General features: G+C 68.5%; 15 protein-coding genes. 4 read left to right on the top strand and 11 right to left on the bottom strand.

What is annotated here, in order from left to right; all coding sequences use genetic code 11:
- Nucleotides 1-10 precede the first annotated feature (10 nt).
- From EV137_RS20210 to EV137_RS20200, 3 genes are all read right to left on the bottom strand, one after another.
- Nucleotides 11-2,779: a glycoside hydrolase family 2 TIM barrel-domain containing protein gene (locus EV137_RS20210; RefSeq protein WP_238175445.1), complete on the bottom strand. Its 2,769-nt coding sequence runs from the start codon at nt 2,777-2,779 to the stop codon at nt 11-13.
- A 98-nt stretch (nt 2,780-2,877) separates the two neighbouring features.
- Nucleotides 2,878-4,656, bottom strand: a complete 1,779-nt coding sequence (locus EV137_RS20205) for a sialidase family protein (protein ID WP_134130334.1) — start codon at nt 4,654-4,656, stop codon at nt 2,878-2,880.
- A 127-nt stretch (nt 4,657-4,783) separates the two neighbouring features.
- A complete protein-coding gene (locus EV137_RS20200; RefSeq protein ID WP_134002556.1) occupies nt 4,784-5,221 on the bottom strand; it encodes a Fur family transcriptional regulator in 438 nt (145 codons plus the stop codon).
- Nucleotides 5,222-5,325: 104 nt separating this feature from the next.
- Here EV137_RS20200 and EV137_RS20195 point away from each other — a divergent pair, with 104 nt between their 5' ends.
- Nucleotides 5,326-5,739, top strand: a complete 414-nt coding sequence (locus EV137_RS20195; RefSeq protein WP_134002554.1) for a hypothetical protein — start codon at nt 5,326-5,328, stop codon at nt 5,737-5,739.
- Nucleotides 5,740-5,745: 6 nt separating this feature from the next.
- Here EV137_RS20195 and topA read toward each other — a convergent pair whose 3' ends face one another.
- Nucleotides 5,746-8,505, bottom strand: a complete 2,760-nt coding sequence (gene topA, locus EV137_RS20190) for a type I DNA topoisomerase (RefSeq protein ID WP_255517814.1) — start codon at nt 8,503-8,505, stop codon at nt 5,746-5,748.
- A gap of 242 nt (nt 8,506-8,747) precedes the next feature.
- Entirely contained in the window at nt 8,748-10,115 is a 1,368-nt protein-coding gene (locus EV137_RS20185) for an alpha/beta hydrolase (RefSeq protein WP_134130333.1), read from the bottom strand.
- A 156-nt stretch (nt 10,116-10,271) separates the two neighbouring features.
- Here EV137_RS20185 and EV137_RS20180 point away from each other — a divergent pair, with 156 nt between their 5' ends.
- Both EV137_RS20180 and EV137_RS20175 read left to right on the top strand, forming a co-directional pair.
- Nucleotides 10,272-13,907, top strand: coding sequence for an NPCBM/NEW2 domain-containing protein (locus EV137_RS20180; RefSeq protein ID WP_134130332.1), 3,636 nt, complete (start codon nt 10,272-10,274; stop codon nt 13,905-13,907).
- 88 nt (nt 13,908-13,995) lie between these two features.
- On the top strand, nt 13,996-15,438 hold the full coding sequence (locus tag EV137_RS20175) for a DUF7059 domain-containing protein (RefSeq protein WP_134130331.1): 1,443 nt from the start codon (nt 13,996-13,998) through the stop codon (nt 15,436-15,438).
- On the opposite strand, the gene EV137_RS20170 is transcribed toward EV137_RS20175, so the two are convergent.
- Nucleotides 15,432-17,003, bottom strand: a complete 1,572-nt coding sequence (locus EV137_RS20170) for a GGDEF domain-containing protein (protein WP_238175444.1) — start codon at nt 17,001-17,003, stop codon at nt 15,432-15,434. The two genes, EV137_RS20175 and EV137_RS20170, sit on opposite strands and share 7 nt — an antisense overlap.
- Before the next feature lie 15 nt (nt 17,004-17,018).
- Nucleotides 17,019-18,590, bottom strand: coding sequence for a GGDEF domain-containing protein (locus tag EV137_RS20165; protein WP_238175443.1), 1,572 nt, complete (start codon nt 18,588-18,590; stop codon nt 17,019-17,021).
- 188 nt (nt 18,591-18,778) lie between these two features.
- Between EV137_RS20165 and EV137_RS20160 the strand changes: the two genes are divergently transcribed.
- Complete coding sequence (locus EV137_RS20160) at nt 18,779-19,582, top strand: TIGR03619 family F420-dependent LLM class oxidoreductase (protein ID WP_134130330.1); 804 nt, start codon at nt 18,779-18,781, stop codon at nt 19,580-19,582.
- A gap of 8 nt (nt 19,583-19,590) precedes the next feature.
- Here the strand turns inward: EV137_RS20160 and EV137_RS20155 are convergent, their stop codons facing one another.
- The 4 genes from EV137_RS20155 to EV137_RS20140 all read right to left on the bottom strand — a co-directional run bounded on the left by EV137_RS20155 (nt 19,591) and on the right by EV137_RS20140 (nt 23,933).
- The gene (locus tag EV137_RS20155; RefSeq protein ID WP_134004289.1) at nt 19,591-20,895 is read right to left on the bottom strand and encodes a cytochrome P450; all 1,305 of its coding nucleotides are present in this window, start codon (nt 20,893-20,895) and stop codon (nt 19,591-19,593) included.
- 307 nt (nt 20,896-21,202) lie between these two features.
- Nucleotides 21,203-21,997: a DUF2785 domain-containing protein gene (locus tag EV137_RS20150; RefSeq protein ID WP_134130329.1), complete on the bottom strand. Its 795-nt coding sequence runs from the start codon at nt 21,995-21,997 to the stop codon at nt 21,203-21,205.
- A 177-nt stretch (nt 21,998-22,174) separates the two neighbouring features.
- The gene (locus EV137_RS20145; RefSeq protein ID WP_134130328.1) at nt 22,175-22,939 is read right to left on the bottom strand and encodes a hypothetical protein; all 765 of its coding nucleotides are present in this window, start codon (nt 22,937-22,939) and stop codon (nt 22,175-22,177) included.
- A 1-nt stretch (nt 22,940) separates the two neighbouring features.
- Complete coding sequence (locus tag EV137_RS20140; RefSeq protein ID WP_134002540.1) at nt 22,941-23,933, bottom strand: ABC transporter ATP-binding protein; 993 nt, start codon at nt 23,931-23,933, stop codon at nt 22,941-22,943.
- Nucleotides 23,934-24,194 lie beyond the last annotated feature (261 nt).

Here is a 24,194-nt window from a genome sequence, read left to right as displayed (position 1 = left end):
GGTCCGCTCGTTACACGTTCCTGAAGCGGAGGGTCAGGTTAGCCGGGGCGGTTTTGAGTTTGTCTCGGTCGGGGAGGGCGGGGCCGCAGGCGGCGGTGCCTACGCCGGTTTGGGCGATGTCGATGGTGACGTGGGTGGTGTCGCCCGGGGTGAGGGCCGCGGTGTGGGTCGCGTTCTCCAGGTCGGCCGACGTCCAGTCGCGGACGGTCAGGCCGAAGAGCTGGTCGACCGCCTCGATCCGCAGGCCGTCGAGCGTGGCCCAGCGGGTGTCGATGCGGTGGCCGTTCTCCTGTGGGCGAACGTACGGCGTCTGCAGTTCGGCGACCGTGGCGGAGTACTTGCCGACCGCGGCGGCCTCGCGGGTGTCGACGTACGCCTCGTTCGGGCCGGTGCCGAACCACTCGACCCGCCGCACCTTCGGCAGCTCGAACGTGATGCCGAGCCGCGGCAGCACCTCGGGGAACAGCCCTTCCGGTACTACGTTCAGCTCGAGCACCACGCCGTCCTCGACAGCGGTCCAGCGCCAGGTGCTGCGCAGGCCCCACTGCAACTGCGGCGGCGCGGTCCGGGTGACGACCTCCCAGGCCCCGGCGCGCTCGCCCTGCGACACGATCCGGTGCTGCACGCGGTGCAGCCCTTCCTCGCGCCAGGCCGCGGCGACACCGGGAATCGCGTCGTTGTCGATCGGCGCCCGCCAGACATCCAGCCGAGCGTTCTTCACGCCGGCAACCGTGATCCCGTCGATCCCGGCCTCACCTGTGGCCGGAGAGCCGTTCACCACAACCTCGGCGGCAGCAGGCTCGTCCAGCCGGATCTGGCCCCACGCGATGCGGTGTCCGGCCTCCGCCCACGACGTCGCCTCGGTCAAAGAAGCGGTCACGGTCACCCAGGTCTCGGACTTCGAGGGGTCCACCGACGGCAGCTCGACCGTCACGGTCTCGCCAGGTGCGATCACGGTAACCGACAGGCTCCCGGAGTCCACCTGCTCCCCCTCGGTCTCGACGACGTAGCTGAAGCTCAGGTGACTGGTGTCGAGGACCTCGTAGCGGTTGGTGATCGACACACGGTTGCCATCAGCAACGACGCGCAGGGGCTCGATCACCTTGATGTACTCGTGCATGCCGGGCGACGGCGTCCGGTCCGGGAACAGGAGACCGTCGCAGACGAAGTTCCCGTCGTGGATCGTCTCCCCGAAGTCCCCGCCGTACGCGTAGACCTCGCGGCCGTCGATCGTGGTCCGGAGGCCGTGGTCGATGAACTCCCAGATGAACCCGCCCTGGCAGCGCGGGTACTTCTCGAAAACCTCGCGGTAGTCGACCAGCCCGCCCGGCCCGTTCCCCATCGCGTGCCCGTACTCGCAGAGGATGAACGGCAGTCCTCGGTACGACGACGTGTCCTCGCCGATCTCCGCGACACCCTCGGGCGAGGTGTACATGCTCGAGTAGATGTCGACGAACTCGGCATCCCGGTCCCGCTCGTAGTGCACCGGCCGCGACGGGTCGAGCTCCTTGACCAGGTCGTACATCGCCTTGAGGTTGTCGCCCATCCCGCACTCGTTGCCGAGCGACCAGATCACGATCGACGGGTGGTTCTTGTCCCGCTCGACGGTCCGGCGCATCCGGAGCACCATGTCGTCGCGGAACCGCTCGTCCATCACCGGGTTCGGCAGCTTCGGCGGCTGCGGCTCGTACCCGAACCCGTGCGTCTCGAGGTCGCACTCGTCGATCACGTACAGCCCGTACTCGTCGCACAGCGACAGGAAGTGCGGGTGCGGCGGGTAGTGGCTGGTGCGGACCGCATTGATCCCGGCCCGCTTCATGATCAGTACGTCGTCCAGCATGTCCTGCTCGGTCAGCGAGCGGCCCCGGTCCGGGTGGAACTCGTGCCGGTTGACGCCGTTGAACAGCACCCGGTTGCCGTTGACCGTGAAGATCCCGTCGACGATCGCGACGGTCCGGAACCCGATCCGCAGCCGCACGTCACCACCGGCAGTCCGCAGTACGGCGTCGTACAGCCGCGGCACCTCGGCACTCCACGGCTGCACGCCCTCGACCCGGGTGTGCTCGCCGGTCGGCAGCTCCAGCCCGAGCTCGGGGACGGTCACGGTGCCCGGTACGTCGGACTCGACGAGCAGCGTGCCCGCGCCGTCGACGTGGTCCCACGCAGCCTTGACGAAGACATCGGTCGGCGCGTCCGGGCGCAACGCAAGCAGGTTGACCTCGCGGAAGATCCCGGACAGCCACCACATGTCCTGGTCCTCGATGTAGCTGCCGGTCGACCACTGGTGGACACGGACCGCGATCCGCGCTTCCTTGCCCGGAGCAACCAACGACGTGACGTCGAACTCCGACGGCAGCCGGGAGCCGGACGACCAGCCGACCCGTTCGCCGTTCACGTACACCGCGAACCGCGAGTCCACGCCCTCGAACCGGAGCACGATGCGGGCGCCTTCGAAGTCCGCCGGCACCGTCACGGTCCGGACGTAGTCGCCGGTCGGGTTGTCGGTCGGCACGTACGGCGGCTCGAGCGGGAAAGGGTAGACCACGTTCGTGTACGCCGGCGCGCCGTACCCGCTCAGCTGCCAGTGGCCCGGGACCGCGATCGTGTCCCAGCCGGAGGTGTCCGGGTCCTTCAGGTCGTCCGGCGCATCCGCCACGGTCGGGGACAGCCGGAAGCTCCAGTCCCCGCTGAGCGCCACACGCCCGGAGTCGTCATCCAGCCAGGCCCGCGGCGCCCGCACGTTCAAGCCCGAAGCAAAGTCCTCGACATAGTCCGTCACAGGAGTCGACCCTAAGCCCATCCCGTTCACAACTCCACACCGATCAACAGATATGGACAGCCCTGGCCTCATTTGGCCAGGGCTGTCCGGTGCACTTCCTATCCGGTAGTGGCGCTGAAGATGTCGTTGTTGCCGAAGGCCGCCGGACAGTCTCCCAGCGGCCAGGGCGCCGGCAGGACGACCGTGCCGGCATTCGCGGACGCCTGACGCCAGGCGTCGAAGGCCGGGCAGTCGGCAGTGCGGCGGACGTCCGTCCATACTCCGGCGCCGTAGGCGCGCGTCGCGATGGCATAGACGTAGTCACCGAGGAACTCGTTGTACAGGATCCGGCCCTGTGACGAACCACGCGCGTCACCGAGCGGTCCGGAGTACTCCGTCGTCCAGGCGCCCGGGGCACCACCTGCCCCGATAGCGGCGGTCTGAAGCACTCCATGCTCTGGCCGTGGGTTGGTCGTCGTCGCCTGGAACGGCGACGTGAACGCCTGCGACACCACGTAGACGCGATTGCCGTTCGGGCTGATGGCCGGCGCGGCGTACGCCGTGATGTCTCCTGGCGGCGAGATCGGTGTCGGCGTACTGAACGAGGCCGCCCCGTTGATCGAGTACGCGAAGAACGCCCGCTCGTGGTCAGGGCCGTCCCGCCCGTCGACCCAGGCGTCCACGATCTCGTTGGTCGCGTCCACACCGGTCGGCGCCCCGTTCGCGATGTCGACGCTCGGCATCACGGAGAGGTCGGTCCGGGCCCCCGCGACACCGTCGATGACGCACCGCCCGGTCACCGGGTCATTGTGGAAGCAGGGATCCGTGATCGCCACGACATCCTGTGGCTTCCGCCAGGTCTGACCGCCGTCCAGTGACTTGATCACCGTGTGGAAGCCGGCCAGGCTCGTCCCGCCGAAGTGCGTGAAGAACACGTAGACGACACCGTGGCTGTCGGTCCGCACGGTGCAGCCGTCGTACGCGCCTTGCCTGGCGTTGGCGATGGCCGGCGCGACCTGGTGCTGCTTCCAGGTGACGCCGCCGTCACGGGACGTGGACACCATCGGTTTCAGCGGGAAGGCGTTGCCCTGGCTGAAGCTGTGGAAGTCCGAGTAGCAGACGTAGGCATTGCCGAAGAACGGGCTGGACTCGGCGTTGTCCGCCCAGATCTGCTCCTTGTCCAGGCCAGCACTGAACGCCGCATGCGGTGCGGCGAAGTAGGGCCTCGACCAGTTCGCCTGGTTGGCGATCCGGGCCGGCGTCACGTTGTCGATGCTCGACACGGTCACCGCGAAATTGCTGTTCTGGCCGGTCCCGTTCCGGATCACAGTGTCGGTGAGGTTCGTGGCCAGACTGGAGAAGTACAGCCGGTCGCCATTGGCCCAGGAGAACCCGTTCGGTCCGGGCGCAGGCCCGAAGGCGACGCCGGTGTCACTGCGCGAGCGCAGGCCGTTCTCGTAGTAGTTGGGCACGGTGTGGATCGAGCCGACGTGCGCGACGCACGGCTCGACGGTCGGGCTGCAGTCGGCTGCTGTCAGGCCCGAGTAGGTCGGCTGGATCCAGGTGTGGCCGCGGTCGAAGGAGAAGTGCACCGCGGACAGGCCGACGCCAAGGTTGAAGGTACCCAGCGGGAACGAGCAGGCGGCATGTTCCGTGGCGGCCAACCGCGAGCAGGGCTGCATGTCGACCAGGTCGTTGGAACCCGCGGCGAGCACATTCGTCCGGATGGCGCTGACCGCCAGGGACGGCTCGTTGGACGAGTTCCGGGGGTGGAGGTTGGTGGGGCTGGCAACGCTGACGAGAGCGTCGGTCACCGTCTGGGACTGTGCGGCTTGAACTCCGATCGCACTGAGCGCGAGGGCAGCGGCCAGGATCAGACATCGTCGCAGGGAACGCACGGGGGACTCCTCTCCGCGCGGCCCAGGTCCGGGCAAGCGGAGGGTTCACCACGGGAATGGCCTGGGCCGTGACAAACGTGTCCGGCGTCAGCGTAAGCCCGCTCGGCCCCTGCGCCCAGAGCTTGGGTCAGGTGCTCTCGGCGCAGTTCTTGCAGACTCCAACCAGGGCCACCTGCTCGGGGGCGAGATGGAAGCCGAGTTCGCGGGCGAGCTTCTTCCGGGCGGACTCCAGGACGTCGCCGGGCGCGTCGTACACGGTGCCGCACTCGGAGCAGCGCAGGTGCAGGTGCCGTGGCGCGAGGTCCCCGGCCAGGTGGTACGTCGTACCCGCCCGGCCCAGATGCACATGCGTGACCAGACCGAACTCACCCAGCGCGTCGAGCGCCCGGTACACGGTGGCGCGGTGGATCCCCGGACGGAGTTGCTCGGCGCGTTCACCGATCTGCTCGGCGCTCAGGTGCTCCTCGGTGCCGGCCAGCACCTCCACCACCGCGAGCCGCGCCGGAGTGACCCGCTCCCCACGCTCCCGCAACCGCTGCGCGCTGACTTCCACCGCACTCGTCACAGGCGCTCCTTTGCAATCGGGCTTCAGCTACCGAGCCGTCCCCCGGTGAGCACCCAAACCAATGTACTTTCCGCGTACGACGTCTCACACCTTGGGGAACTGCGATGAGTGATCAGTCGAACGCCGTCGTACGCCGCGGCGCCGCCGAGCTGAGCGGTGTGGTGCGGAACGTGCAGTTCCGCTCCGAACTGCGCGGTGAGAACGGCTCCGTCCAGGTGCTGACCTTCCAGCTCGAGCAGCACGACGCCGTCGGCAAGCAGTTGCAGCCCGTGCTGGTCGAGCTGCGCGGGCTGTCGCTGGAGGGTCAGGTCGCCGACGGCGAAGAGGTGACCGTCGCCGGGAAGTGGCGCAACGGCCGCGTCGTCGCGAAGGAGGTGGTCAGTCAGACCACCGGCGCCTCGCTCCGCGCCCGGCGGCCGCCGCTGTGGGTGGCGGTGCCGGTCGCGATCCTCTTCATCGCGTTCTTCGCGTTCGTGCTCTACTTCATCATCCGCGGCTTCAGCAGCGTCGGCGGCTGAGGCCGGTCAGCTCTTCTTCGCAGCCGTCTTCTTGGCGGTCGTCTTCTTGGCGGCGGTCTTCTTCGCCGCCGTCTTCTTCGCAGCAGTCGTCTTCTTGGCCGCAGTCGTCTTCTTGGCGGTCGTCTTCTTGGCCGCGGTCTTCTTGGCGGCCTTCTTCGCCGTCTTCTTCACCGGACCGCGGGCGCGCTTCTCCGCCAGCAGCTCGGCCGCACGCAGCAGCGAGATGGTCTCGACCGAGTCGTCCTTGCGGAGCGTCGCGTTCGTCTCCCCGTCGGTGACGTAGGGACCGAAGCGACCCTCCTTCACGACCACGGGCTTCTTGGACTCCGGGTCCTCGCCCAGCTCCTTCAGCGGCGGCGCGGCGGCCCGCCGGCCCCGCTGCTTCGGCTCGGCGTAGATCGCCAGCGCCTCCTCGAGCGTGATGTCGAACATCTGCTCCTCGGACGACAGCGACCGCGAGTCCGTGCCCTTCTTCAGGTACGGCCCGTAGCGCCCGTTCTGCGCGGTGATCTCGTCACCGGACTCCGGGTCCTTCCCGACCACGCGCGGCAGCGACAGCAGCTTCATCGCGTCGTCGAGCCCGATCGACTCCAGGGTCATCGACTTCAGCAGCGACCCGGTCCGCGGCTTCGCGCTCTTCGGCGCGTCCTCCGGCAGGACCTCGGTCACGTACGGCCCGAACCGGCCCGCCTTGGCCACCACGCGCAGACCGGTGTCGGGCGCCGTACCCAGCTCGTGCTCGACACCCGACGGCTGCTCCAGCAGCTCCTTCGCCTTGTCGACGGTCAGCTCGTCCGGCGGCAGGTCCTCGGGCACGTTCGCGCGCCGCTCGTCCTTGTCCTCGACGTACGGCCCGTACCGTCCGACGCGGACGACGATCCCGCTGTCGTCGCCGCCGACCGGGAACGTCGACATCTCCCGGGCGTCGATGTCGCCGAGGTCGGTCACCATCGACTTCAGGCCCTCGAGGTTGTCGTCGCCGAAGTAGAACCGGGACAGCACGCCCTCACGCTGCAGGTCACCGGCCGCGACCTCGTCGAGCACGTCCTCCATCGTCGCGGTGAACGCGTAGTCCACCAGCCGGGTGAAGTGCTCCTCGAGCAGCCGGACGACCGCGAACGCCAGCCAGGCCGGAACCAGCGCCTGGCCCTTCTTGTAGATGTACTTGCGGGCCTGGATCGTGCCGATGATCGAGGCGTACGTCGACGGCCGCCCGATCTCCCGCTCTTCCAGCCCACCGACCAGCGTGGCCTCGGTGTAGCGTGCCGGCGGCGTCGTCTCATGGCCCGAGGCGAGAACGTCGATCGCGGGCAGGACATCGCCCTCCTCGACGTTGGGCAGCCGGGTCTCCTGGTCGTCGCTGCCGGCGGACGGGTCGTCCTGCCCCTCGACGTACGCCTTGAGGAACCCGTGGAACGTGATCACCCGGCCGGACGAGGTGAACTCGCACTTCTCACCGCTGGAGGCGGTCGCGTCGATCTTGATCGACACGCTGTTCCCGGCGGCGTCCTTCATCTGGGACGCGATCGTCCGCATCCAGATCAGCTCGTAGAGCCGGAACTCGGCGCCGCTCAGGCCGGTCTGCGCCGGGGTCTGGAAGACCTCGCCGGCCGGCCGGATCGCCTCGTGCGCCTCCTGGGCGTTCTTCACCTTGGAGGTGTAGACGCGGGGCTTGTCCGGCAGGTACGACGCGCCGTACAGCTCCCGGACCTGGGCCCGGGCCGCGGTGATCGCGGTGTCCGACAGCGTGACACTGTCGGTACGCATATAGGTGATGTTGCCGTTCTCGTACAGCCGCTGGGCGACCTGCATGGTCTGCGACGCGGACATGCCGAGCTTGCGGCCGGCCTCCTGCTGCAGCGTGGTGGTCCGGAACGGCGCGTACGGCTTGCGGGTGTACGGCTTGGACTCGATCGACCGGACGGTGAACTGCGAGTCACGCAGCGCGGACGCCAGCGCGGTCGCGGTCTGCTCGTTCAGATGAACCGTGTTCGCGCCCTTGAGCTCACCGGTCGAGCTGAAGTCGCGGCCCTGCGCCACCCGCTTGCTGTCCACCGAGACCAGGCGGGAGGGGAACTGCCGCGGCGTCCGGCTCTCACCGGCGTCCAGCGTGGCGTCGAGGTCCCAGTACGATGCACTCCGGAAGGCGATCCGCTCGCGCTCGCGGTCCACCACCATCCGGATCGCAACCGACTGCACCCGGCCCGCCGACAGCTTCGGCATGACCTTCTTCCAGAGCACCGGCGAGACCTCGTAGCCGTACAGCCGGTCGAGGATCCGGCGGGCCTCCTGCGCGTCGACCAGGTCCTCGTCGATGTCGCGGGCGTTGCCGACCGCGTCCTGGATCGCCTTCGGGGTGATCTCGTGGAAGACCATCCGCTTGACCGGGACGGTCGGCTTCAGCTCCTCCAGCAGGTGCCAGGCGATCGCCTCGCCCTCGCGGTCCTCATCTGTCGCCAGGAAGAGCTCGTCGGCGCCTTTGAGCAGGTCCTTGAGTTTACGGATCTGGGCCTTCTTGTCGGCGGGCACGACGTACAGCGGGTCGAAGTGGTCCTCGACGTTCACGCCGAGCCGGGCCCACGGGAGGCCCTTGTACTTGGCGGGGATCTCGTCCGCCCCGCTCGGCAGGTCGCGGATGTGGCCGAAGCTGGACTCCACCACGTACCCGGACCCCAAGAAACCGGCGATCATCCGCGCCTTCTTCGGCGACTCGACGATCACCAGACGGGTCCCTGCGGCTGTCTTCGTCCCTGCTGCCCCTGCCACTGCGCTCCCTACTCTCGTCCTGCCGACAACGCCCCTACTCCGTCGTCTGTTCCCCCGGGCACAGACCGACCCTGCCCGAGGACAGGGTACGGCCGACGGCAACGCATTTCTCAACGCACGGTAACCGCTGCGGCCCCCTTTATGCCCCTCAGGGTTCCAGAAAGTGGCGAACAACCCACCGTCACCGCGCGTCGCGAGACTGCCACAGACTGCCCTTGGGCGCCTAACGAGCGTACGCCGTCTCAGCGGGCGAAGCGGACCTCGGGGAACTTGGAGGAGTCTCCGCGCAGCAGAAGAGACGGGCGGCGGCGCAGTGTCTGGCCGAAGAAAGCGGCGACGTACTCGCGCTGGGCGAGCACGCTCCGCGCCGGCTTGGCGCTGCCCACCAGCGCCTTCATCACCGACGTGATGATCGGGTCCTCGCCGTAGATCTCATGGAACAGCTGGGAGAAGATGAACTGGTAGTCGGTGAACGCCCGCTGCTTCGTGCTCGCCAGCGTCAGGTTCAGCTTCCCGCCGCGCTGCGCCTCCCAGAAAGTCGCCCACGATCTGTCGTAGTACTCCTTGCCCGGATCGGTCCGCTGCGTCTCGGCCGAGCCGAACAGCAGGAACGGCCGGTCCAGCCCCTTCTCCGCGACCTCACCGAGCGGGCCCTTCAGCCGGTCGTCCTGCAGCGTGCCGTCCAGGTCGAGCCCGGCCAGCACCCGCTCGTCCTCGAGCATCGTGTTCGCGGCCGTGTAACCGCCGAGCGCGAACCCGAACATGCCGACCTTGCGCAGCTCCAGCCCCTCCGCCAGCCCGTCCGGGAGATCCTTGCCCTCGGCATCGATATTCTCGCCGCGGGCGAGCCGCTCCAACGCGTCCAGCACGAACCGCGCGTCCGCGGTCCGGGTCTCGACCGCCTTCCGGATCTCCGCCGGATCGGCCGGCTCCGCGGTCGGCGCACCGGGCAGGAAGCGCCCGCCGGGGAACTCCACCGGCGTCTCGTGCGAGTGGTCCATAGTGACCACGACGTACCCGCGCCCGGCCAGATCCTCCACCTGCGCGGTGTTCACGAACCGGCTGTACCGGTAGCCGGGAGAGAACAGTACGACGGGATGCCGCAGCCGCTGCATCGGTACGTCGACGCGCGCATGCGTCTCGGTGTTCGCGAAGTCGAACGAACCGCTCGGCAGGGCGAGCCCGTAGTCACCCGTCCACAGGTCGTCCACCTCGACCGCGGTCCGCGGCGGCATGTACTTCGCGAACGGTGCTTGGCCGAACATGCCCGCCGGGTACCAGAGGCTGATCATCAGCTCCCGCTGCCCGCTCGGCATACTCGGATCCGGCCGGGACCGATCGATCAAGTGGATCGCCGTCGTCCCGAGCGCTTTGCGCCCGGTCGGCTCGGGCAGCCGGAACCGCACCGGGTGGAAGTCCGGATCACCCTGCGTGCGGACGCGGTCCAGCGCGGGGCCGTCCGCGGCGTCCGGGTCGAACGGCGAGGCCTGGGCCAGACCCGGCGTCGCCGCCGCGACACCCGCCGCCAGACCGGCCAGCACACCGGCCGACAGGACGTGACGCCTGGTGAAGACGTGGCCGCTGGGGCTGGTGGGACGCCTGTTCGTCATGCGACTCATCGTCATCGCGGAGTTTCACTCCGTGATAGCGACACCGTTTCAACTTGATGAAGCTGACCTGATGACAACCGGTCGCCGGTGAGCTTCAATGTCCGCATCTTGTTCATTGATGCGTGAAGTGAGGCAGTCGTGAGCATCTTTGTCCGCATGAAACGTTCAGTAGTCGCACTAGCGTTGCTAGCCGGTGCGCTGGTGTACACCGCCGGCTCCGCGCAGGCCGCCGGCATCACGCTCGGTGACGTCAACGGGTTCTCCGCCGACCAGGCGACGTACACCCTCAGCGCCGGGGCCGCGAAGGTCCGGATCGTGTTCCTCAAGGACGACGTGTTCCGGCTCTGGATGGCGCCGGACGGGAACTTCACCGATCCCGCCAACACCGGCGAAGGCTCGAAGATCGTCACCAAGACCGACTACGGGACGCCGCCGACGACCTGGCGGGACCGCGGCGCCTACTACTCGCTGAGCACCGGAAAGATCGAGGTCCGCGCGCAGAAGCAGCCGCTGAAGTTCTCGGTGTACCGCTCGAACGGCCAGCTCGTGTGGGCCGAGGCGACACCACTGTCCTGGACGGACACGTCCACCACGCAGACCCTCGGCCGCGGCGCGAACGAGCAGTTCTTCGGCGGCGGCATGCAGAACGGCCGCTTCTCACACCGCGACCAGACGATCAAGATCTCGCGGGACTTCAACTGGGAGGACGGCGGCAACCCGAACGCCTCGCCGTACTACATGAGCACCGCGGGGTACGGCGTACTCCGCAATACGTTCAGCCCGGGTAGTTACAACTTCACTAGTCCCGTTGTCACTACGCACGACGAGAAGCGGTTCGACGCGTACTACTTCATCGGCGACCTGAAGACCTCGCTCGACCGCTACACCGAGCTCACCGGCCGGCCGTTCATGCCGCCGATCTACGGACTCGAGTACGGCGACTCGGACTGCTACAACCGCGGGCACTACGGGACGGATCCGGATCCCAGCAACGACTGGAAGGTCAACCCGGACAAGGTGACGACGCTGGACGCGGTCAAGGTCGCGCAGCGCTTCAAGGACGAGGACATGCCGGGCGGCTGGATGCTCGTCAACGACGACTACGGCTGCGGGTACTCCGCCAACACCGAGTCCGAGCAGGTCGACGGCACCTGGTGGGGCAAGCGGGACATCCCGGCGCTGAAGCAGGCCGGTGACGACCTGCGGGCGCGCAACATCCAGATGGGTCTGTGGACGCAGTCGAACCTGGACCGGCAGCCGGCCGAGGTCGGCGAAGCCGGTGTCCGCGTCCGGAAGCTCGACGTCGCGTGGGTCGGTCCGGGGTACCGGTACGCACTGACTGCCTGCGACACCGCGCACGACGGGATCGAGCAGTACAGCAACGCCCGCGGCTTCGCGTGGATGGTCGAGGGTTGGGCCGGCGCGCAGCGGTGCGCGGTGCAGTGGACCGGCGACCACAGCGGTTCGCTCGACGCCATCAAGTGGCAGATCCCGGCGATCACCGGGTCCGGCAACTCCGGCATCGCGTACAGCGCGGGCGATGTGGACGGGATCTTCGGTGGCTCCGCGACGTCGTACGTGCGGGACATGCAGTGGAAGGTGTTCAACCCGGCGTTCATGACGATGTCCGGCTGGTCGACCCCGGCGTACAAGCAGCCCTGGGCGTACGGCGATCCGTACACCTCGATCAACCGCAAGTACCTGAAACTGCGGGAGCGGTTGCTGCCGTACTTCTACACGTACGCCGCCGAGGCCTACCGGACCGGCGCTCCGCTGAACCGGTCGCTGGTGCTGGAGTACCCGACCGACCCGAAGACGTGGGACGACACGACGAAGTACGAGTTCCTGGCCGGGAAGGAGTTCCTGGTCGCGCCGATGTACGGCGCGGACGAGGTGAAGAACGGGATCTACCTGCCCGCGGGCCGGTGGATCGACTACTGGACGGGCCGTGTGTACCAAGGGCCGACGACTGTGAACGGGTACCACGCCGCACTCGACACACTGCCGCTGTTCGTGAAGGCGGGCGCGGTGGTGCCGATGTGGAAGCCCGGGATCAACACCGCCGCCGAGCAGGGTTTCGGCGACCGGGTGAGCCTCGACATCTACCCGTCCGGGAAGTCGTCGTTCTCGATGTACGAGGACGATCGCGTGACCCGGTCCGGGAAGTCCGCGACGCAGACGTTCGCGGTCGACGCACCGACGCAAGGCCGCGGCGATGTGACCGTGAAGATCGGCGCCGGCATCGGGTCGTACGACGGCAAGCCGGCCACCCGCCCGTACGAGCTGACCGTCCACACCGGCTCCACCCCGCGCAACGTCACGATCGACGGGCGCCCGGCCGCCTTCACCTATGCCAATGGCATCGTCCGCGTGCAGACGGCATCGATCCCGACCTCCCGCACCGCTGTCGTGGTGCTGTCGGGAACGTCGGCTGTGGGCGGGCCTGATGTCACCAACACCTTCGGAACGCCTGAGCTCACCACGCCGTCACTGTGGAACGCTCCGGGTCAGGCGACCGAGGTGACCGCGTCCTTCCGCAACGGCACCGCGACGACGGTGCGCGACGTACGGCTCGACGTCCAGGTTCCGGCCGGGTGGAGCGTCAGCGGCGCGAACACCTTCCCGTCGGTGGACCCCGGTCGAACCGTGACAACCAAGCTGCAGGTCACGCCCGGCGCGAACGTGAAACCCGCGAGCTTCACATTGACGTTGGAGGCGTCATACGTTGCTCAAGGCAATAGTTATACGAACACCTCGACAGGTACGGCGCAGTTGCCGTACGCCTCGGTGTCGCAGGCTGCGAACGTGGTCGGAGTGAGCGACGCGTCGACGTACAAGCAAGGGAACTTCGACGGGTCGGGCAACAGCTTCAACGGCGAGGCACTGGCGGCGGCCGGGTACACACCCGGCGCGACCGTGAACGTGCAGGGCGCCGACTTCACCTGGCCGAGCGGCGCGCCCGGTACGCCGAACCTCGTGAAGAACCAGTCGGCTCCGATCCTCGTGTCGGGGACCGGCTCGCATCTAGCACTGCTAGGCGCCGGCGCGAGCCTGAACGCCCGCGGGACGGTGACGGTGATCTACACCGACGGGTCGACGTCCGAGGGCACGTTCCAGTTGCCGAACTGGTGCTGTCAGGATCCGACGACGGGTGGCGCCAAGCTGGCCGTGTCGGTCAAGGGACGGTACACGGCGGCCGGGTTGAGCAACACGACGACGGACTACCGGGTGTTCTACACCGCCGTACCTCTCGATTCCGGGAAGACCGTGAAGGCGATCAAGCTGCCAGGCGGCGGGCTGGGCTTCTTCGCGGCCACGATCGCCGACAAGCCGTTGCCGCCGGCACCGACCGGGGAGAACTGGGTCAGCGACCTCGAGTTCCTTGATTCCACCAACGGTTGGGGCCCGGTCGAGCGCGACCACAGCAACGGCGAGGACGCGGCCGGCGACGGCGGCCCGATCACGCTCGACGGCGTCCAGTACGCGAAGGGCCTGGGCGCTCACGCCCCCTCGTCGGTGAGCGTCCGCCTCGGCGGCAACTGCACGACCTTCACCAGCAAACTGGGCATCGACGACGAAATGGAGGACCGCGGCAAGGTCACCTTCAAGATCCTGACCGACGGCACCGCCCGCTACACGTCGGACCAACTGACCGGCACCTCACCGACCGCCGCCACCACGGTCGACGTCACCGGCTCCCAAACCCTCACCCTCCAGGTAACCGACGGCGGCGACGGCGTCACCAGCGACCACGCCGACTGGGCCGACGCCAAACTCACCTGCAACCCCTAGCCCCCACAGCTGGAGGGTTGCCCGCCGGAAATCTCAGGGGGCAACCCTCCACCTCAGTAGGCAAGTCGCGGAGTGCGAGGATGTGGGCATGCGGGAACTGACGGGGCAGGTGGTGCAGCGGCTGCGTACGGCGTTCGCCGGGGCGGGGTACACCGTGGAAGGGGTTGCGGAGCGGCTCGGCGTACAGGCGAACGGGGCGTTGGCGCGGAACGAGACTGCGGCGGCAGCGCGTCGTACGGCGTCGGGTGATGCGCTCGACACGATGATCCGTCTGTTCCTGCTCCAGCGGGCGGTTCCGGAAAGCCTTGTAGAGCAGGCGTTTCCGGGGATCGATCTGATTGCCCTAGGCATCGCAGAGCGTGGTGGGGACGAGGTGCGGGCGGTGCTGGACATCAGGCCGTTTGCGGAGGATGGGCGGGACTGGTGGGTGGTGGCGGACCTCACGCCGGGGCTCGACGGGCGGCGGGAGGCGATGCGGTCGGACTATGTGCTCGGCATCGCGCCGGCCAGCCTCAGCCTCATCCACCTGACCGTCCCGATCAAGGCTGATCGGGCGCTCGACATCGGCACCGGATGTGGCATTCAGTCGCTGCATCTCGCGGACCACGTCAACCAGCTCACAGCAACCGACGTCAACCCGCGCGCCCTTCAACTCGCCAGAGCGACGGCCGCGCTCAACCACATCGACCTCGATCTCCGCGACGGCAGTCTGTACGAGCCCGTCCGGGGCGAGCGTTTCGACCTGATCGTCAGCAACCCGCCGTACGTGATCTCCCCGCCCGGCGGCGATCTCACCTACCGCGAGACCGAGTTCACCGGCGACGCCGTGGTCGAGCAGCTCGTCCGCCAGGCACCGGACCACCTGACCGACGGCGGATGGTGCCAACTGCTCGCCAACTGGACCTGTGTCCGCGGGCAGGACTGGCAGGACCGCATCGCCGCCTGGACGGGCGACCGCTCGGCCTGGGCGGTCCAGCGCGAGCAACTCGACCCGTCCGAGTACGTCGAGCTCTGGCTCCGCGACGCCGGTCTGCACGGCACACCGCAGTACACCACCAGGTACGACGAATGGATGTGCTACCTCGAAGAGCACAACGTCGAGGCGATCGGCATGGGCTGGATCACGCTGCACAACGTCGAAGGATCCCTGGCCGCGGAGGCTTGGCCGTACGAGATCGAGCGCCCGATCGGCCCGCACGTCCTGCACCGCTTCGAACGCCTCGAAGGCCTCCCGGCCGACCTCACCGCTCTGCACCTGCACGTAGCGGACGACGTCATCCAGGAGACCACCGGGCAGCCAGGAGCCGAGGACCCGGCCACGATCGTGCTCCGACGGCAGCGTGGCATGCGGAGGGCCGAGCAGGTCGACACCGTGATGGCCGGCTTCGTCGGCGCCTGCGACGGCGACCTGAGCACCGGACAGATCCTCGCAGCGCTGGCGGACCTCATGGACCGCCCAGTGGTCGACGTACTCGCCGACTACCTCCCACAGATCAGAAACCTCGTAATAGAAGGCTTCCTAACCTACTGAGCGGCGCGCCGGCGTCGACGCTTCTCGGCGTACATGCGCCGATCCGCCTCCTTCAGCAGCTCCGCAACCGCCGTACCGTCCGTGCTGCTCGCCTGCCCGACACTCAATCGCAGCAGCGCGAACCACGGCTCCTCCGCCCGCTCGGCCTCACGATCCGCCGCGGACTTGATCCGCTCGACCAGCTCAGGCGCACCACGCTCGTCCGGGTTGTCGAGTACGACGACGAACTCGTCCCCGCCCGCGCGCGCGACGACGTCCTCCGCGCGGCACTGCTCGGTCAGCAGTGTCCCGACCCGTCGCAGCACCTCGTCGCCGCTGGCGTGCCCGTAGCTGTCGTTGATGACCTTCAGGTTGTCCACGTCGATCGCGATCACCGCGATCGAGCGGCCGGAGTCCTGCGCCACCGACATCCGCTCGTCGAGCGCACGCCGATTCCCCACGCCGGTCAGCGGATCCTCACGCGCAGCGCGCCACTCGGCATCGTGGCGGATCGAGAGCTCGTGGTTGGCCAGTGCGCTCCGTACGGCGTACAACCCACGCAACCGCTCCGCCCACCAGCCCCGGCTGATCGCCCGCGCGTACTGCAGCCCGGAGGACGCACCAGTGTCCCCGGCCTCCGCACTGATCTGTACGGCGGTGTGCCGGACCAACGCCTCCACGGGCGGATCGGACGTCGGCGGCAGGTCACTCGCCGCCCGGTCCGCGGCGTCCATCGCCTCACCGATCCGGTCGCACTCCAGGTACGCCTTGGCCAGGTACGCGCCCGCGATCGCAGCCAGCTCGAGATCACCGAGCTTGGCCAGCTGGTCGCGGCAGTCCTTCAGGATCACGGCCGCCTCGCCCGCGTCCGCGCTGTCGTTGCTCGCCGCGAGCCACATCCGCCCGGCCATCGGCCAGTACCCGAGCAGGTCGGCGGCGAGGATCACCTCGACCGCCTCGCCGGCCCAGCGGTGTGCGGCGCGCCGACGTTCCTTGATCTCCTCGTCGTACGACGTGTCGCCGAGCCGCTCGAGCTCGTGGGCCCAGCGCAGGTTCGACTCCGCGAGGTTCAGCCGGTTGATCGCCGGCGCCTCGGGCAGGCCGAGCGGGTCGTGGTCGCCCTCGGCGGCGAGCTCGAAGTGCGGGATGCACAGCTCGTACAGCCGAAGCAGGTCGTACGCGTAGCCGAGGCCGGTGTGCGCCCAGCCTGCCAGGCCGAGGTCGCGGGTCCGGGACAGCGCGTTCTCCGCGGCGACCAGATCGGCGACCGAGTCACCGCCCTCGCCGGTCCGGATCAGCGTGACGATCCGGAGCGCGATCGCGTTCGCCTCCCAGCCCGGCTCGTCGATCGCGCGGGCCACCCGGATGCAACTGTCGACTGCGTCCAGCGCCTCGACCGAGTCGGTGGCGTGATGCGCCGCGACGGCTCGCACGTACTCCGCGGCGGCCCGCTCGTGGGTGGGCTCCGGGCCCAGCTCGGCGAGCAACGCGTTCAGCTCGAGCGCCGCCTCGGCCGGATTGCCCGACTGTGCCCGCGTCATCGCCGCCGCGATCCGCGTCGTCACCCCGGACGTCTCCCGCACCACACCTCCCACCCTTCGTCACTTCTTGCGGCGCTTCTCCCGGTACAGACGCTCGTCCGCCCGGGAGATCAACTGCTCCACGGCAATTCCTTCGGCGGTTGCGGCGTACCCGAGGCTCAACCCGAGCCGGCGCAGCCACGGTGTGTCCGTCGTCGCCGCGATCGCCTCGACGGCGACCCGGATCCGCTCGGCCAGCTGGGCACCGCCCTTGGCGTCCGGCTGGTCGAGCACCACGAAGAACTCGTCGCCCCCTGATCGAATCACGGCATCGGTCGCTCGCGCCTGTTCTACCAGGAGATTTGCAACAACCTGCAGCAATTCGTCCCCGCAGGCGTGGCCGAACGTGTCGTTGACGAGCTTCAGATCGTCCACGTCGATCGCCAGCAACGTCACCGCCCGGCCCGAGTCCCGGGCCGCGGTCAGCCGCTCGTCCAGCGCGCGGCGATTCCCCACCCCGGTCAGCGGGTCCTGCCGCGCCGCGTGCCACTCGGCGTCGTGCCGGGCCGGCAGGTCGTGCGCGGCAAGCGCATGCCGTACGGCGTTCAGCGCGCGCTGCCGCTCCTTCCACCACCCCCGCGCCACCGATCGCGCGTAGGCCAGGCCCGCCAGGGCACCCGCCGTACCGTCGACCGCCTCGACCTCCGAACGGGTCTGCAGCACCAGGACGTGGGTCGATGGGTCGGCCAACGGAAGCAGGTCGTCGGCCGCCCGGTCCGCCGCGACCTTGGCCTCCTCGGACTTCCCCTGCGCCTGCAGGGCCCGGGCCAGGTAGGCGCCGGCGATCGCGAGCCGCTCGGTCTCGCCGAGCTTGCTGATCTCGTCGCGGATCTCGGTCAGGTCGGCGACCGCCTGGTCCGGGTTCGCGGCGGTCGCGGCGGCGGCGATCCACAGCCGGGCGCTGAGTTTCCAGAACTCCTGGGTCTCGTCGTCGACCACCACCCGCTCGGCCTCGCGCGCCCAGTACGCCGCCGACGCCAGGCGCTCCTCGATCTCCCTTGTATACAAAGGATCACCGAGGCGTTCGAGTTCGTGCGCCCAGCGCAGGTGCGTCTCGGCGAGGTTCAGCCGGTCGATCGCCTGCGACTCGGCCAGCTCGAAGACATCGGCGTCCAGTTGGGTGGCGAGCTCGTAATGCGGAATGCACAGTTCGAAAAGCCGCAGGACGTCGTACGCGTAGCCGAGGCCGGTGTGCGCCCAGGCGGTCAGCCCGGTGTCCCTGGTGCGGTTCAAGGCTGCTTCGGCGGCGACCAGGTCGTTGACTGTGTCACCGCCGCGGCCGCTGCGGGCGAGGTTGATGATGCGGATCGGCAGGGCGTTCGCTTCCCAGCCCGGTTCGTCGATCGCGCGGGCGATCTCGATACACGCATCGACCGCTCTGAGTGCCTCGTCGGCGTCACTGGCATGGTGGGCCGTCACACCCCGGACGTACTCCGCGGCCGCCAACGTGTAGCTCGGCACTCCGCCCAGCTCGGCCCGGACTGCCTCGATCTCCGCAGCCGCCGTCGCATGCCCACCCGACTGGGCCGCGGTCATCGCGGCGGCGATCCGTGCGGTCAGCGCGTCGTCCGCCGCCATCTCGCCATTCCCCATACCGCGACGGCCTTTCCCTGTTCCGTCACCCGCACCTCGGGCCGGACCGCCCATTGTGACCACCCACCCCCGGTCCTGTCACGACCCGATCCAGCCAACGACCACCTAGTGCCACAAGAACCGCACTCGGCGTACAGATTTTCTCTTTGTTTGCGTTGACCCTGGGGACAGGGTTTTACGGTTCGGCGATGAGATTCGCGGTGAGTTACAGCACGCCGGCGTACGGGATGGATCCGGAGCGGCTGGTCAGGTTCGCGCGGCGCGCGGAGGAGTGCGGGTTCGAGGGGTTGTACGTGCCGGAACACGTGGCGCTGTATCGCGGCGCCACCTTCGGCGGGTACGAGATGCCGACCGACCTGCCGTACGGCGATCCGCTCGAGCTGCTCGGGTTCGTGGCGGCGTCCACGGAACGGCTCCTGCTCGGGACTGCGGTGCTGTTGCTGCCGTACCACCACCCGGTGGTGCTGGCGAAGCGGCTGGCGACCCTCGACGTACTGTCGAAGGGGCGGATGCGTTTGCTGACCGTCGGCGTGGGCAGTCTGCCGGGGGAAGCTCGGGCGGTGGGTGTGGACTTCGCGTCCCGCGGACGACGTACGGACGAGGCAATCGACGTACTGCGGCTGCTGTGGTCGGGGGATCGCGTCAGCTACTCGGGCGAGTTCTTCGAGTTCGAGGACCTGAGCAGCTTCCCGCATCCGCTGGCGCCACTGCCGATCCACATCGGCGGCTCCAGCCGCGCGGCCGCCCGCCGCGCAGGCACCCGGGGCGACGGGTACTTCCCAGGCGGCGCGCTGACCCCGGCCGAACGCGCGGCCCAATGGAAGCTGGCCACGTCGACCCGCCCCAACCTCGAGTACACCCGCTGGGCCTCCATCGACCTAACATCAGAAGCCGCAGCAACCTACGAGTCCCAAGGCGTCACCCGCCTGGTAGTGACCACCCCAGACCTGGACGAACTGACCCAGTTCGCCGAACGGTTCCAGCTGACCTAACCCACGGGTCAGCCGGCGACCTGTTCGGCGGGGGATGCGTGGAGGCGGACGGGGAGGGACTCGACGCCGTACACGATCGAGAAGTCGCGGAAGCGGAGCTGCTCCTCGGGGACGGCCAGCGACAGGTCCGGGAAGCGGTGCGCGAGGGCGGTGAACGCCGCGCGGAGCTCCATCCTGGCCAGTTCGGCGCCGACGCACCGGTGCATGCCGTGTCCGAACGCGAGATGCGCGGACGACACCGTACGGCGTGGGTAGAAGTCCTCGGCGTCCGCGCCGAAGACCTTCTTGTCCCGATCCGCGCCGGACAGCGACACCGCGACCAGATCGCCCTTCTTCACCTGCTGACCGAACAGCTCCTGGTCGTGCCGGGCGAACCGCGGGAACGCGACCTGCACCACGGTCAGGTACCGCAGCAGTTCCTCGACGATCACGTCGACCGCACCCGGCTCGTTGCGGATCCGCTCGAAGTTCGACGGGTCGCGCAACAGCACCAGCGTGCCCAGCGCCAGCATGCTCGCGGACGTCTCGTACCCGCCCAGGAACACCCCGTCCGCCAGCCCGCCGAGCTCGATGTCGTCGAGGTCGTCACCCTGCTCGCGGATGATCGACCCGATCAGCCCGTCGCCGGGGTTCTCCCGCTGCTTGCGGACGATCTCGAACAGGAAGTCCCGCGACTCCGACGCCGACCCGAACACCCCGATCCCGCCGCCGGACAGGTCGAACCGGGCCGGCCCGAGCGCACGGAAGCGATCGCGGTCGGACTCCTCGACACCGAGCAGGTCCGCGATCAGCAGGAACGGCACGTTGAAGGCGAAGTCCGCGACGATGTCGGCGACCGGGCCCTTGGCCTCCATCAGGTCCAGCTGGTCGTTGACGATCTTCTCGATCGCCGGCTCCAGCCGGGCCAGCTTGCGCTTGGTGAACTCGGGCGTCAGCAGCTTCCGCAGCCGGGTGTGGTCCGGCGGATCGGTGAACCCGAGACCCCCGATGCCCTCGGACGGCTTGTTCGGGTCCGAGCCGACCAGCGGCCGGATGTCGTTGCTGAAGTTCGTGCTGTCGGCGAGCACTGCCTTCGCCTCGGCATGACCGCTCACGACGAAGACGTTCAGCCCGAACAGATGAGCCAGTTTGTGCACCGGCTCGGTCTCGCGCACCTGGGCCAGCTCCGGGACCGGATCGAGCCCCTCGCGGCGCAACGGCATCGAGACCTGGCGCGGGAACATCCGCATCTTCGACAGGTCGAGGCCACCCTTGCGGGTGGTCCTGTTGAGAATGCGGTTGCCCACCCATCTCTTCAGGTATGTCGCAACCATGACTTCCACGCGCCCTCTCTGAAACCCGCTGCCCCCAGCGGCTGTGTAAGTCAAAGCTAACCTCGCCGGGGACCAGATCTGATGGTGTTGGCACTACTCCGGTAGTGGCGTTGGCTCCACCATGGGAGGGGGCCATGGCGTGCCAGCAGAGACCTTGTCACGGACCGAGCCTCCACTGCCACCTGAAACCACCTGTACTCCGCCCTGGACTACGACGTGCCGTTCCTCGGGGAGGATTCAGGGAAAGTCCAGACGAAAGTCGGATGCGTCGTACCCCTGCAGGTAGTTGCCGCCGACCACTTCAGGCTCAGAGATAGTACGGCGTGACGATCCGGAGCACGTCCGCGAGCTTTGTCTTGACCTGGTCGGCCTGCGGAATCCGTGTGAGTTTCTTCGCATCCCTGACCAGCAGACCGTGGTCGGCGAGCACGTACAGCACCCGCAGCGTGCGGATCGTGTTCGTCACCTCGGGCGTGATCCCTTCGGCCGGCGGTTTCGACAGTTGCCGGATCGCCGGGTCCAGCCAGTCGGTCGCGTCGCTGCCGGTGAGGTCGTCGCGCGTCAGCGTCGCCGCGAGCGAGTACCCGAGCCGGTCGTCCTCCATGTCCCGCAGCACGTACGGCGTCGGGGTCAGCAACCGCCCGATCCCGAGCCGCAGCATCTGCACCGGCTCCACCGCCGCGTGCTGCCCGAGCGCCCCGAGCAGATCCGCGCCGTGCGCCACCGCGTGCAACCAGCCGAGCTTCTCGTCGTACCCCCGCAGATCCTCCTCGGCGACGTACCAGCGCTCGAACGGCGGCACCCAGCTCGGTTCGAAGACGCCGGCCGTCACGATCGAGTCCAGGATCAGCGGAGCGAACGTCCGCGCCTGGATCTCCGGGTCGGTGAACCGCGGCACCATCTCGTCGCCGAGCGCCCGCAGCTCGTCCGTCGACAGCACGCCGCGCCCGATCCAGGTCGCCAGCACGGAGTACGCCTGCCGGTCCCGTACGACGGGATCCGGTGACCGCAGCATCCCTACCAGCTCGGCCACCATCTCCCCCACCGGCCGACCTCCCGGAACCTCGAAACCCGCCTCACGCACGTGCGCCCAGTCCGTCATGCGCGGCACCGTAATGCGTCGGCGGGCCACGCGGCCAGGCCCGAATCAGGACGGGAAACGGCCCGTGGTTCATCCGGAGACCGGATGCACCACGGGCCGTCGCGACCAGGACCCCTCAGCCCGGCCGGGCCCCTGCCCCGGTCAGGGGCCCCTCAACCGCTGACCGGGGTGGACTTGTCAGGCGTCGCGCTTGCTCGCCGACACCAGGGCGATCGTCATCAGCGCCGCCGCCCAGCCGGCGAAGTACAGCAAGGCCCACCACGGGCTGAGCGCGAAGTCGCTGCCGCCCGCGCCCGGTCCGGCCAGACCGAAGTCCTGGCCCTGGTTGAGGAACGAACTGCCGTTCGCGAACGGCGCCCACCTGGCCAGGTCGTCGCCGACCTTCGGGATCAGGTTGACCAGGTTCTCGACCAGCAGCGGCCAGAGGATCAGGATCGCGATCGCACCGGCGCTCTGCCGGATCAGGATGCCGACCGCCACCGCGAACACCGCGGAGATCGAGAAGATCAGACCTTGGCCGGCCAGCAGCCGCCACTCGGCGCCGGTGTCGATCGCCAGGTCCGCGTTGCTCGCGAAAAGGCTGCCGATCCCCCAGGCGCCGAAGGACGCGATCAGGCCGATGACGCCGGCCAGGAACGCAACCACCGCGGTCTTGCCGAGCAGCAGCGCGGCGCGCTGCGGAACGGCCTGGAAGCTGGTCCGGATGGTGCCGAACCGGTACTCCGTGGTGACGGCCAGCGCGGCCATCACCATCATCACCATCTGGCTCAGCTGCGCGCCAGGCTGGGTGATGAAGATGGTCGCCTGCTGCTCGTCGGCGCCCTTCAGGAAGCCGGTCGTCAAGGCCGCGAACCCGACGGTCAGCACGGCCGCGATGATCATGCACCACCACGGTGAGCGGGTGGAGAAGAGTTTGATGCGTTCGACAGCGATCACCGACATGTCAGTTGTCCTCCTTCGGACCCGCGGCCACCTCGGCGGCGTCGGGTGCGTCGAGCGAGGTCACAGCGGCGATCTCCTCGTGCGCGTGGTACTCGACCGAATCACCGGTCATCTGCATGAATGCCTGCTCCAGCGAACCGCGCTGCAGCGTCAGCTCGTGCAGCACGATGCCGTGCGCGGCGGCGGCCTCGCCGATCTGGTCGGTGGTCAGGTCGCCTTCGACGAACAGCACCTTGCCCTGGTCCTCGACGTCCTCGATCCGGGTGGTCAGGTGCTGCTGGTTCAGCACGCCGGCGAACTGGTCGAGCTGCGGCGTCCGCACCTTCACCGTCGTACCGCTGGCGCGGTCGACGAACTCCTGGGTGGTGCTCTGCGCGATCAGCTTGCCGCGGCCGATGACGACCAGGTCCTCGGCGGTGAGCGCCATCTCGGACAGCAGGTGGCTGGAGACCAGCACGGTGCGGCCCTCGTCGGCCAACCGGTGCATGAAGGTCCGGATCCAGACGATGCCCTCCGGGTCGAGACCGTTCACCGGCTCGTCGAACAGCAGCACCTCCGGGTCGCCGAGCAGCGCGCCGGCGATACCGAGCCGCTGGGACATGCCCAGCGAGAAGGCGCCGGCCCGCTTGTTCGCGACCGACGTCAGGCCGACCATGTCGAGCGCCTTGTCGACCGATGACTTCGGCAACTTGTTGGACGCGGCCATCCACATCAGGTGGGACCGCGCCGAGCGGTTCGGGTGCACCCACTTGGCGTCCAGCAACGCGCCGACCTTGGTCAGCGGCCGGTGCAGGTCGCGGTACCGCTGTCCGTCGATGGTGACTTCGCCGGACGTCGGGGTGTCGAGTCCGAGGATCATCCGCATGGTGGTGGACTTGCCGGCCCCGTTCGGGCCCAGGAAGCCGGTCACCCTGCCGGGTTTCACCTCGAAAGACAGGTTGTCAACGGCAACTGTTGCGCCGTATCGCTTGGTGAGGCCTTTTGCCTCGATCATCGCCGTGCTCCTCGTTCGCCTGCGTGAAGTGTCCCCGGTCGGGCGGGTTGTGTCGTGATGAGATCAGTATCGAGGCCGGACGGGTGCCGGGCATCGGACCCCGGGCGGATCCGGTGTGTCCACCCCTGGGTTGATTCTGCCGCCGGTCCGCGGGCGGCTGCTATCGGTTATGCCCCTGACCACAACCCCGACGATCCCCCATGCGGAGGGTCCCGCACATCAGCCGAAAGTCGACGTACGACGTACTTCGGTCTGGAAGTG

The sequence above is a fragment of the Kribbella pratensis genome (genome assembly GCF_004366075.1).
Taxonomy (GTDB): domain Bacteria; phylum Actinomycetota; class Actinomycetes; order Propionibacteriales; family Kribbellaceae; genus Kribbella; species Kribbella pratensis.
This window is presented reverse-complemented; position numbering and strand designations above follow the sequence as displayed.